The organism is Mycetohabitans sp. B3 (assembly GCF_021498065.1).
GTDB lineage: Bacteria > Pseudomonadota > Gammaproteobacteria > Burkholderiales > Burkholderiaceae > Mycetohabitans.
Map to the genome: position 1 here is coordinate 87,231 of NZ_JAHLKN010000018.1, position 11,102 is coordinate 98,332.

Consider the following 11,102-nt stretch of genomic DNA (forward strand, 5'->3'; position numbering starts at 1 on the left):
CAGCATTGTCGTATCGTCGTTATGGATAACTAATGTAGTGCCGGCTGTGTACTGCACCGTCAATCTTTGATTAGGAAGCGATTGCGGTTTTTGCCGTTGATCCAGGCCGGCGCACGGCCACGGCCGCTCCATGTCGCGCCGGTCTGCGGATCCCGGTATTTGGGTTGCGCGCCCGGGTGCGCCCGTGGCCCGCCGCGCTTGGCTTGGCCGAATACTTCTTTTTCGGTCAATTCATAGGTGGCGACGAGATCGCGGGCTTGAGCGAGCGCCGCTTCCCGTTCTTGAAGTTTTGCCGCTTCGGCTTGCTCGATCAGCGTGGTGAGCTGTGCCTGAAGTTCCTTGTAAGTGGCCATCGTGTCGGCTATCTCTAGTGAACAGTTAAGGTTGGAATGCATGGTGCACGATGCAACGATGCACAATGTTGGCTGACATTGCAACGCTGATATCATGGGGCAACGCATAAAAACCGTACGGCCGGTGCCGAAGGTTGGATGAATCGCCCGCTTCGGCGTGCAATGAAAGGCTGGCTTGGGACGTGGTTCAAGAACCCGGCGGTTCTTGTTTCGCCGGGCACCTAGGCGCCACGCGTGCGGTTCGCGTGACTCAGCTTATTCGCCTGCGCTGGGCAGCCCACCGGCCACCGCGTTGAAGCCGCTGTCGACATAAGTGATCTCGGCGGTAATCCCGGAGGACAGCTCCGAGAGCAGGAACGCGGCCACGTTGCCGACTTCCTCGATGGTCACATTCCGGCGCAGCGGCGCGTTATGCTCAACGAATTGCAGGATCTTGCCGAAGTCCTTGATGCCGCTGGCCGCCAGCGTTTTGATTGGACCCGCCGAGATGCCGTTGACGCGCACGCCGCGCGGCCCGAGCGAGGCCGCCAGGTAGCGCACACTGGCTTCCAGCGAAGCCTTGGCCAGTCCCATCGTGTTGTAGTGCGGCACCACGCGCTCGGCGCCCAAGTACGTCAACGTCAGCAACGACGCAGTGTCCGCCAGCATCGGCGCGGCAGCCTTGACCATGGCCGGGAAGCTGTAGGCGGAAATGTCGTGCGCGATGCGGAACCCTTCGCGCGACAGGCCGTCCAGGAAATCGCCCGCGATCGCCTCGCGCGGCGCGAAGCCGATGGAGTGCACAAGCCCGTCCAGGCTGTCCCAATGCTGCTTCAGCGATGCAAACAACGCGTTGATCTGTGCGTCGTCGGCCACATCGCAAGGCAAGACTAACTCGCTGCCGAACCCGGCGGCGAACTCGGTGATGCGTTCCTTGAAGCGTTCGTCCACGTAGGTGAACGCAAGTTCGGCGCCTTCGCGATGCGCGGCCTGCGCGATACCGTACGCGATCGAGCGGTTCGACAGCAGACCCGTGATGAGGATGCGTTTGCCAGCCAGAAAACCCATGAATACTCCCTATGTCAGTCGTATGCCGGTCGGGGCCGTCGACGGCATGTCGCGCAACGGCGCGGGGTGCCCGATGCCGGTGCGGCGCCCGATTTTCTATAGAATTGTCGCACAGTGCAACCCTGGACCGTTTCCATGACCCCTGGCCTGCGATGGCTTCGTCGTCGATTGCAACCTTGTCTCATCGCCGCTTTACTGGTCATCTCCGAATTGGCTGCGTGCGCCGCGCATGGCGCCTATGCAATCGCACAGTACGGCGAGCCGAAGTATGCGCAGGGTTTTTCGCACTTTGACTACGTCAATCCCGACGCCCCGAAAGGTGGCACGCTGACGCTGGCTAACCCGAGCCGGCTCACAAGTTTCGACAAGTTCAATCCGTTCACGCTGCGCGGCAACGTCGCGCCCGGCATCGACTTGATGTTCGAGACGCTGATGACCGGCAGCGCGGACGAACTGGCGTCAGCCTACGGCCTGCTTGCCGATGACGTGCAGATTGCGCCCGACCGGCTGTGCGCGACGTTTCATCTGAATCCAAAGGCACGCTTCTCGAATGGCGACCCGGTGCAGGCGGAGGATGTCAAATATTCGTTCGATACGCTCAAGAGCCCGTTGGCTGCCCCGCAGTTTGCTGCGGTGTTCAGCGATATCACGCGTGCGGTGGTGATCGATGCCGCGACGGTCCGGTTCGAGTTCAAGCGTCCGAATCGGGAATTGCCGCTGCTGGCCGGCAGTGTGCCCGTGTTCTCCCGTAAGTGGGGGCTGCGCGTGGATGGCTCGCGTATCCCATTCGACCAACTGGCGTTCGAGACGCCGATCGCCAGCGGCCCGTATCGGATTGAGCGCTACGACAATGGCCGCACCATCACGTTAAAGCGGGACCCGCACTATTGGGCAGCCGGGCTGCCGGTGCGGCGCGGCATGTACAACTTCGAGCGGATCACATACAAGCTCTATGCGGATAGCGTCGCCAAGCTCGAAGCCTTCAAGGCTGGAGAATTCGACGTGAACGTCGAGTACATTGCCCGCCAATGGGTGCGCGGCTATGTCGGCAAGCGGTTCCGCAGCGGTGCGCTAGTCAAGCGCGAGTTCCGCCACCACAATAGTGCGGGCATGCAGGGTTTCGTGGTCAACACGCGGCGCGCGCTGTTCCGCGATGTACGGGTGCGACACGCGCTCAATTTGGCGCTCGATTTCGAATGGCTGAACCGGCAACTGTTTTATGGACAGTACACCCGGTTAAACAGTTATTTTGCCAATGGCGCGCTGGCTGCGCGTGCCATGCCGGATGCGGCTGAGCTTGCCATCCTCGCGCCGTTGCGCGCGCAACTCGATCCGGCCGTGTTTGGGCCTTTGCCGGCGCAGCCGGTCACCGCGCCGCCTCCCCATTCGCTACGGGCCAATCTGCTTCAGGCGCGTGAACTACTCGCCCAGGCGGGTTGGACGTACCGCGACGGTGCATTGCGCGCACGCGACGGCACGCCGTTCGAGTTCGAGATCATCGACGATTCGGGCGGCGGCATGGCGCAGGTCGCGGCGCCGTATATCCGCAACCTGCAAAAGCTTGGCATCCGGGTCGCGTACCGGCAGCTGGATTATGCGGTGTTGCAGAAGCGGCTGGACGCATTCGATTTTGACATGACCGCGTTGCGGTATCCGGATGTCGCAGTGCCGGGCTCGGAGCAACTGGCGCGTTTTGGCAGCCATGCGGCTGATGAGCCGGGCTCGGACAACTTGTTCGGCCTGAAATCGCCTGCGGTTGATGCTATCCTGCACGCGCTGCTGGCCGCGCGCACGATGGACGAGCTGTTGGCGGCGAGTCGCGCGCTGGACCGCGTGCTGTTGCACGGCTATTACGTGGTGCCGCAGTGGTACAGTCCGGTGCACCGGATCGCCTATCGTTGCACGCTGGCGTATCCCCGGATCGAGCCACCTTACTATACCGCCGAAGAGTGGGTACGCTCGCTATGGTGGCAGGCGCCGCAGGAGCGCCCATCCTCGAATGACGCACACTGAACCGGCATGTGGAGCTACATCCTGAAGCGCCTGTTGTTGATGATCCCGACGCTGTTCGGCGTATTGACGCTGACTTTTGTCGTGATCCAGTTCGTGCCCGGCGGCCCGGTCGAGCAGACCGTGCGCGAGTTGCGCAAGGGGCAGGAGCAGGGCGGCGCGCCGTTCGGCATGAGGGCGCACGCCGGCGTGGACGCGCAACAGATCGCGCAATTGAAGAAACTGTATGGTTTCGACAAGCCGCCTCTGGAGCGCTACGTGTTGATGCTGTCGCGTTATGCGCGATTCGATCTCGGTGACAGCTACTTCCGGCATCAGAGCGTCTGGTCGCTGGTGGTTTCCAAGCTGCCGGTGTCGATCAGCATCGGGTTATGGACGTTTTTGTTGACCTATCTGATATCGGTGCCGCTGGGTATTGCGAAGGCAGTGCGTAACGGATCGCGCTTTGATGTTTGGACCAGCATCGTCGTGTTGGTCGGCTACGCGATTCCTGGCTTCGTGCTTGGTGTGCTGCTGCTGGTGCTGTTCGGCGGGGGCACGTTCTTGCAACTGTTTCCGTTGCGCGGACTGACATCGGATAACTGGTCACAACTCAGCATGCTGGGTAAGATCGCCGACTACCTGTGGCATATCGCGCTGCCGGTGGCCGCGTCGGTGGTCGGCAGTTTCGCGGTGGTCACGATGTTGACCAAGAATGCTTTTCTTGACCAGATCCATCGCCAGTACGTGCTGACGGCGCGCGCCAAGGGCCTGCCCGAGCGCCGCGTGCTGTTCACGCACGTGCTGCGCAACGCGATGCTGCCGCTCGTCGTCGGCTTTCCCGCGGCATTCATCGGCGCATTCTTTACCGGCAGCTTGTTGATCGAGACGCTGTTCTCGCTCGATGGGCTGGGGTTGCTGTCCTATGAATCGGTGCTGCGGCGCGACTACCCAGTGGTGCTCGGCACGCTGTATCTCTTTACGCTGATCGGGCTTATCACGCAGCTGATTTCCGACGTGTGCTACGTGCTGGTCGATCCAAGGATCCAATTTGACAATTTGGAGCGTTGACGTGAGATGGCGTGTAAAGCCCGGCCATGCGGCCGGCCCGGATGCGATGGCGCGCGGCGTCGTGCCGGCGCTCGCGTCGCCGTCGCCGTACCAGCGACTGTGGCGCCGCTTCAAGCGCAACCGTATCGGCTATTGGAGCCTGGTGGTATTCGTCGCACTGTATGCGTTCAGCCTGTGTGGCTTCTTCGTGTCGAACGACCGGCCGTTCATCGTGCGCTATCAGCATGCACTGTATTTTCCGTTGTTTCAGACGTATCCGGAAACCACATTTGGCGGGCAGTTTCCGACCCCGACCGATTATCTCGACCCGTATATCCGAGCGCGTTTCGAGCAACCCGGCAATTTCGCGATCTATCCACCGAACCCCTACTCGTACGATACGCTGAATTATTTTTCGCCAGTGCCTAATCCCGCGCCGCCGTCGCGCGAGAACTGGCTCGGGACCGACGGCCAGGGGCGCGATGTGTTCGCACGCCTGCTGTACGGTTTTGCTGTGTCGGTATCGTTCGGGCTGGCGCTGACGGCGATCGGCACACTGCTGGGCATCGTAATCGGAGCGCTGCAGGGGTACTTCGGCGGATGCATCGATTTGGCGGGGCAGCGGCTGACGGAAATTTGGGGTTCATTGCCGGAGCTGTATTTACTGATCATCTTCGCGTCGATTTTCGAACCCAGCCTCACGCTGCTGCTGGTACTGCTGTCGCTGTTCGGATGGATGGGGCTGGCCGCCTACGTGCGCGCAGAGTGTCTGCGCAATCGCACGCTCGACTATGTGAAGGCGGCGCGCGCGATGGGGCTGTCGCACTGGCAAATCATCCGCCGACACGTGATGCCCAACAGCATGACGCCGGTCATCACGTTTCTGCCGTTCCGCATGAGCGCGTCGATCTTGGCGTTGACGAGCCTGGACTTCCTCGGCCTTGGCGTGCCGCCACCCACGCCCAGCCTCGGTGAGTTGCTGGCGCAAGGCAAGGCGAACTTGGACGCATGGTGGATATCCATGTCGACGTTCGGTGTCCTGGTGCTGACGCTGACGCTGCTCACGTTCATGGGCGATGCGTTGCGCAACGCGCTCGATGCCCGGCTGGCCGATGCGCTGGGCGTGGCAGGCGGGCAGTGACGTGGTGTCCGCCGGTGCCGCGCCGTCGTGCTGCTCGGGTAGCCGCCTGATGAAATGAACCCTACGATGACAATGACGCAAGCATTCCCGCCGACAGGTGAGGTGGCCGTTCCGTCGGTTCAGTCGCAGCCGCTGCTGTCGATCGAGCACTTGCAGGTGCGTTTCGGCGAGTCGATCGCCGTTCATGACCTCAGTCTGGCCATTGGCCGGGGGGAGCGGGTCGCGTTGGTCGGCGAATCCGGATCGGGCAAGACCGTGACCGCGCTGTCCGTGCTGCGTCTGCTGCGCGACGCGCAACTGGACGGCGCGATCCGTTTCGCTGGCGAAGATCTGCTTACGTTGAGCGAAAGGCGCATGCGCAGTGTGCGCGGTGTCCAGATCGCGATGATTTTTCAGGAGCCGATGAGCGCGCTCAATCCATTGTATACGATCGGCAAGCAAATCATCGAATCGATCCGATGGCATGACGGCGTGGATGAGCGCCAGGCGCGGCGCCGAGCGATCGCGTTGCTTGCCCGTACCGGCATCGACGACGCGCCTCGGCGGGTGGACGACTACCCGCATCAGCTCTCCGGCGGCCAGCGGCAGCGGGCAATGATCGCGATGGCGCTCGCGTGCCGGCCGCAGTTGCTGCTCGCGGACGAACCGACCACGGCACTGGATGTAACCATTCGGGGCCAGATCGTGGAGTTACTGCTCGAGTTACAACAGGCGCGCGATATCCATCCACACGGCATGGCGGTGCTACTGATCACCCATGACCTGAACCTGGTGCGGCGCTTCGCGCAGCGCGTTGCGGTAATGGAGCAGGGTAGACTCGTGGAGACGGGCACTGTCGAGCAAATTTTCTTCGCGCCGCAGCATCCGTACACGCAACGGTTGCTGGCGAGTCGGCCAGTGCGCAACATCTTGCCGGTGTTGCCGATTGCGCCGGTGCTGCTGGAGGCGCGCGACATTCGCGTGTCGTTCCCGAAGCGGCCTCGCACCCTCGCCGAGTGGTTCGCGCCGCGCCGCTTCGTGGCGCTAGAGGGCGCCAGCGTCGCCGTGCGCCAGGGCGAGACGTTGGGCGTGGTGGGCGAATCCGGTTCCGGAAAATCGACGTTGGCGATGGCGTTGCTCGGCCTGCAGCACACCGATACTGGCACGATCGAGTTTCGCGGTCGGCCTCTAGACTCGTTCCGTGGACGCCAGCGCCGAGCGTTGCGCGCGCAGATCCAGGTCGTCTTTCAAGATCCGTTCAGTTCGCTTTCGCCACACCAAACAGTCGAGCAAATCGTCGGCGAAGGGCTCGTGTTGCATGTACCGGGCCTGGACGAGGCTGCACGGCGCGCGAAAGTAATTACCACATTGCGTGAGGTCGGCATCGATCGCACCGCATTGTTACGCTATCCGCACGAATTCTCCGGCGGTCAGCGTCAGCGGATCGCTATTGCACGTGCCCTCATTGTCGAGCCGCAGGTTCTGGTGCTAGACGAGCCGACCAGTGCCCTTGACGTGTCGATTCAGCAGCAAGTGCTGCATTTGCTATCGCGGTTGCAACAAAAGTACAACCTCGGCTATGTGTTCATCTCGCACGACCTGGAGGTCATCGCGGCGATCGCACATCGGGTTGTCGTCATCCAGGGTGGTACGGTCGTCGAAGTCGCACCCACCGAGGTGCTGCTGCATGCGCCGACCCATCCTTACACGCGTCAGTTATTGAAAGCTGCCAAATTTGATGCGAAGTCGGACGAGCGGGAACGAATAACCTTATGAAAATAATTGGAATTGCCTATTTTCTTTGACAGCGTAATAAACACTGGTTAGTATCGTCCAAACTTTTCCGCATCCCCCTGATTTCTCAAGTTTTCCCAGAAAATACTACCGATCCGATGCAGCATATCAATCTGAAACAAGCTTGCGTTCGAATTGTTGCTAGCGTGTTCCTCGGCGCGTTGATGGCTGGAGTAAATGGGGCGTACGCCGACGAAACAGGAAGTTGGCAAAAAAGTGCCAACCTGGGGCGGGGTTCCCGGCCACTGGCGGCACAAGACGGCGCGACGCAGAGCGGTGCCCAGGCTTCCCAGCAAAGCGCGAGCCAGACCTTTTCGTCCAATACCCATGCGTTTCTTTCCGGCATGGCCACTAAGGCTGGCGATGTGGTCGTCGGCGCGCTCAACATGATCGGGGTGCGTTATCGGTGGGGGGGCGACTCGCCCAGTTCGGGTCTGGACTGCAGCGGCTTCGTCCGTTACGTGTTCCAAGACACGCTCGGCCTGACGCTGCCGCGTCGCGCAGAGGAAATGAGCCGCGTCGGCGAAAAGGTCAAGATGAGCGAATTGAAGCCGGGCGACTTGGTGTTCTTCAATACGATGCGTCGTACATTCTCGCACGTGGGCATCTATATCGGCGACAACAAGTTCGTGCATTCGCCGTCGACCGGCAGTACGATCCGCGTCGATGAACTGGATAGCGGGTACTGGGAAAAGCGGTTTACCGGCGCGCGTCGGCTTGACGCCGCGTATCCGGCGAAGGCTGACGCGTTGCGGCAACGCGTCAGCACATCGACATCGGACTGAACGCTTCCGGCCGCGCGCTGACCGGATCGCCCCTGTCTGTGCGTTTACTGTGAGCGGGCCAGCGCGAGCCTTTGCTGCAATTGCGGGAAAATCCGATTAACGGCCTCTTCTCCGGCGAGGATCGCCGCGTTCCGCTGGCCGAAATCGCTGCCGCTCATCGCGGCGAGGTTGGGATGGACCACGATATCGGCATATTTGTCGAGTTCGTAGGTTTTGATCGATTGCCCCATGATCGCGAAGGTCTGCATCAGCACGTCGAACGAACTGCGTGTCAGACCGCTTTCCGGGCGCTGCGAGATGTCGATGGCGATCACGAAATCGGCCCCCATTTTGCGGGCGAACGCGGCTGGCACCGGGCTCACCAGGCCACCGTCAACATATTCGCGATCGCCGATGTGCACCGGCTCAAATATCGACGGCACGCTGCACGAAGCACGTACCGCGATGCCGGTATTGCCCCGCTGAAACAGGATCGGCTGGCCGCTTTTCAGGTCGGTTGCCACGATGCCCAGTGAACGGGCCATCTTTTCGATCGGCCGGTTGTTCAGCGTGGTGTTGATATAGTTTTGCAGCGCGACGCCTTTGAGGAAGCCGCGTGAGCGCAAGGGCAGCGCCCAGTCGCTGATCGCCGCCTCGTTCATCGTCAACGCAAGCTTGTTCATCTGCAGGCCGGTCATACCGGACGCATACAAGGCCGCGATGACTGAGCCGGCGCTGGTGCCGACAACCATATCGGCCTCGACGCCGCGCGCCTCGAGCGCCTTAATGACACCGATGTGGGCGAAACCACGCGCCGCGCCTCCGCCGAGCGCCAACCCGATCTTTAGCGGGCGGGGCGGTGTGGCGGGCGGCAGCGAGGGGGCGGCTATATTGGAGCGGGTCTTAGCGCCGGTGCATGCGGCAAGCAGCGTGGCCGTCGCGGCGCCGAGCAAGCGGCGGCGGGTGGGCGAAACAGCAAACAGCTTCAACGAAATCTCCAGCATGAAGTGGGCGCACAGGTCGATGTTGCCGCGACACGGCAACGACGGTGCCCCGCGCGCATTATAGGCGTATTGCCTTGACTAGGCGCATTGCTCTGACATTGCCCGGGGCGTCGCGGCCGCACCGGTATAATGATGGCTTGCCCGGTCCCGCGAGTCTTGCCTCGAACCGCGGGCCATGCCTCGAACCACCTGATCTGCAATGACCACCTCCGTACGTACCCGCTTTGCGCCGAGCCCGACCGGCTTCATCCATCTTGGCAACATTCGCTCCGCGCTTTATCCGTGGGCGTTTGCCCGCAAACATCACGGCACGTTTATTCTGCGCATTGAAGATACTGACATCGAGCGATCGACCGAGGCAGCCACGCAGGCGATCCTCGATGGCATGCAGTGGCTCGGGCTTGATTTTGACGAAGGGCCGTACTACCAGATGCAGCGGATGGACCGCTATCGCGACGTGATCAAGCAACTGCTCGATCAGGGTCTCGCGTATCCGTGCTACATGTCGCCCGAGGAACTGGATGCACTGCGCGAACGGCAGCGCGAGGCGGGCTTAAAGCCACGCTATGACGGCACCTGGCGGCCCGAACCAGGCAAAGTGTTGCCGACGCCGCCCGCCGGCGTGCAGCCTGTTGTGCGATTTAAGAATCCGCTGAGCGGCACGGTGGCATGGGACGATGCGGTCAAGGGGCACATTGAGATCTCGAACGATGAGCTTGACGACCTGGTCATCGCGCGGCCCGACGGTACGCCCACGTATAACTTTTGCGTGGTCGTTGACGACCTGGACATGGCAATCACACATGTGATCCGTGGCGACGACCATGTGAACAACACGCCGCGCCAGATCAATATCCTGCGTGCGCTGGGTGGCACGCCCCCCGTATATGCGCATTTGCCCACAGTGCTCAACGAGCAAGGCGAGAAGATGAGTAAGCGCAATGGTGCGATGAGCGTGACGGGGTATCGCGATGAGGGCTACCTGCCCGAGGCGGTGTTGAATTATCTTGCTCGGCTTGGTTGGGCGCACGGCGATGCGGAAATCTTCTCGCGCGAGCAGTTTGTCGAATGGTTCGACCTCGAGCACCTGGGCAAGTCGCCGGCACAGTACGACGCCAATAAGCTGAAGTGGTTGAATAACCATTATCTGAAGGAAGCCGACAACGCGCGCCTGGCGTCGCTCGCGTTGCCGATGCTGACCGCGCTTGGTGTCGATGTGACACGGGGGGCGCCATTGGACGGCGTTGTCGCGCTGTTTAAGGATCGTGCGAACACCGTCAAGGAGATCGCCGAGAGCGCGGTGATATTTTACCGGACGCCAGCGCCGGCAGCGCAGGAGCTTGAGCGACATCTGACGGATGCCGTGCGCCCCGCGCTTGCCGAGTTTATCGAAGCCCTTGCGGGGATCGACTGGACGAAGGAGGCGATCGGGACGGCGTTGAAGGCGGTGCTGGCAGCCCACAAGCTTAAGATGCCGCAGCTGGCGATGCCAGTACGTCTGCTGGTGGCCGGGACGACGCATACGCCGTCGATCGATGCGGTGCTGTATTTGTTCGGTCGCGAGACGGTACTCGAGCGGTTGAGGGCGGTGCTGTCTTGAGCACGGTGACAGAATTTTGCGTCAAGGGGCTTTACAAATGGTCGGTTTGTCCCTAGAATCTCGTTCTCTGTCGGGGGTATAGCTCAGCTGGGAGAGCGCTTGCATGGCATGCAAGAGGTCAGCGGTTCGATCCCGCTTACCTCCACCAAGACATAGTCAACAGAAAGCCGAAGTAGTCCGGAAAGCCTTGGAAAATCAAGGCTTTTTCTAATTTTACGGCTCCTACATTCCCCTGTATTCCGCGGCGCGCCCGCGTTTGGGCCTTCCCTAAGTCGAGGGTTGGATTGAGCAGCGTGACGTGTGCCTGCTCACAGCTGCGCGCTCAGTTGAAAGCCGACTGTGACGCGGGCCGTCGATAACGCCGTTGGACGATACAGGGGC

9 protein-coding genes and 1 tRNA gene are annotated in these 11,102 nt (G+C 61.4%); 7 read left to right on the forward strand and 3 right to left on the reverse strand.

The features are described 5' to 3' along the window. Positions 1-59 precede the first annotated feature (59 nt). Both KQH55_RS04755 and fabI read right to left on the reverse strand, forming a co-directional pair. Positions 60-353 (reverse strand): H-NS family nucleoid-associated regulatory protein, encoded by a 294-nt coding sequence (locus KQH55_RS04755; RefSeq protein ID WP_076797153.1) that lies wholly within the window; start codon positions 351-353, stop codon positions 60-62. Positions 354-608: 255 nt separating this feature from the next. Continuing rightward, entirely contained in the window at positions 609-1,400 is a 792-nt protein-coding gene (gene fabI, locus KQH55_RS04760) for an enoyl-ACP reductase FabI (RefSeq protein WP_076785082.1), read from the reverse strand. Between the two features lie 135 nt (positions 1,401-1,535). On the opposite strand from fabI, the gene KQH55_RS04765 reads away from it, so the two are divergent. The 5 genes from KQH55_RS04765 to KQH55_RS04785 all read left to right on the forward strand — a co-directional run bounded on the left by KQH55_RS04765 (position 1,536) and on the right by KQH55_RS04785 (position 8,138). Further along, positions 1,536-3,413 (forward strand): extracellular solute-binding protein, encoded by a 1,878-nt coding sequence (locus KQH55_RS04765; protein WP_076794789.1) that lies wholly within the window; start codon positions 1,536-1,538, stop codon positions 3,411-3,413. Positions 3,414-3,419: 6 nt separating this feature from the next. Continuing rightward, positions 3,420-4,460 carry a microcin C ABC transporter permease YejB gene (locus tag KQH55_RS04770; RefSeq protein WP_235090296.1) on the forward strand — a complete coding sequence of 347 codons (1,041 nt, stop codon included), beginning with the start codon at positions 3,420-3,422 and terminating at the stop codon, positions 4,458-4,460. A gap of 46 nt (positions 4,461-4,506) precedes the next feature. Further along, positions 4,507-5,580, forward strand: coding sequence for an ABC transporter permease (locus KQH55_RS04775; protein WP_235090303.1), 1,074 nt, complete (start codon positions 4,507-4,509; stop codon positions 5,578-5,580). Between the two features lie 72 nt (positions 5,581-5,652). After that, positions 5,653-7,335 carry an ABC transporter ATP-binding protein gene (locus KQH55_RS04780; protein ID WP_235090304.1) on the forward strand — a complete coding sequence of 561 codons (1,683 nt, stop codon included), beginning with the start codon at positions 5,653-5,655 and terminating at the stop codon, positions 7,333-7,335. 116 nt (positions 7,336-7,451) lie between these two features. Further along, the gene (locus tag KQH55_RS04785; RefSeq protein ID WP_235090297.1) at positions 7,452-8,138 is read left to right on the forward strand and encodes a C40 family peptidase; all 687 of its coding nucleotides are present in this window, start codon (positions 7,452-7,454) and stop codon (positions 8,136-8,138) included. Positions 8,139-8,182: 44 nt separating this feature from the next. On the opposite strand, the gene KQH55_RS04790 is transcribed toward KQH55_RS04785, so the two are convergent. Next, the gene (locus tag KQH55_RS04790; protein ID WP_373566359.1) at positions 8,183-9,121 is read right to left on the reverse strand and encodes a patatin-like phospholipase family protein; all 939 of its coding nucleotides are present in this window, start codon (positions 9,119-9,121) and stop codon (positions 8,183-8,185) included. 199 nt (positions 9,122-9,320) lie between these two features. Between KQH55_RS04790 and gltX the strand changes: the two genes are divergently transcribed. Together gltX and KQH55_RS04800 are read left to right on the forward strand one after the other, a co-directional pair. Continuing rightward, on the forward strand, positions 9,321-10,721 hold the full coding sequence (gene gltX / locus KQH55_RS04795; RefSeq protein WP_235090298.1) for a glutamate--tRNA ligase: 1,401 nt from the start codon (positions 9,321-9,323) through the stop codon (positions 10,719-10,721). 72 nt (positions 10,722-10,793) lie between these two features. Then, positions 10,794-10,869, forward strand: a tRNA-Ala gene (locus tag KQH55_RS04800). Positions 10,870-11,102: the final 233 nt, after the last annotated feature.

Excerpts from the sequence above, each read along its gene's own strand:
- gltX (WP_235090298.1), top strand. The coding sequence starts at position 9,321 with ATGACCACCTCCGTACGTACCCGCTTTGCGCCGAGCCCGACCGGCTTC.
- KQH55_RS04790 (WP_373566359.1), bottom strand. The coding sequence starts at position 9,121 with ATGCTGGAGATTTCGTTGAAGCTGTTTGCTGTTTCGCCCACCCGCCGC.
- fabI (WP_076785082.1), bottom strand. The coding sequence starts at position 1,400 with ATGGGTTTTCTGGCTGGCAAACGCATCCTCATCACGGGTCTGCTGTCG.
- KQH55_RS04770 (WP_235090296.1), top strand. The coding sequence starts at position 3,420 with ATGTGGAGCTACATCCTGAAGCGCCTGTTGTTGATGATCCCGACGCTG.
- KQH55_RS04755 (WP_076797153.1), bottom strand. The coding sequence starts at position 353 with ATGGCCACTTACAAGGAACTTCAGGCACAGCTCACCACGCTGATCGAG.
- KQH55_RS04780 (WP_235090304.1), top strand. The coding sequence starts at position 5,653 with ATGACGCAAGCATTCCCGCCGACAGGTGAGGTGGCCGTTCCGTCGGTT.
- KQH55_RS04765 (WP_076794789.1), top strand. The coding sequence starts at position 1,536 with ATGACCCCTGGCCTGCGATGGCTTCGTCGTCGATTGCAACCTTGTCTC.
- KQH55_RS04775 (WP_235090303.1), top strand. The coding sequence starts at position 4,507 with ATGGCGCGCGGCGTCGTGCCGGCGCTCGCGTCGCCGTCGCCGTACCAG.
- KQH55_RS04785 (WP_235090297.1), top strand. The coding sequence starts at position 7,452 with ATGCAGCATATCAATCTGAAACAAGCTTGCGTTCGAATTGTTGCTAGC.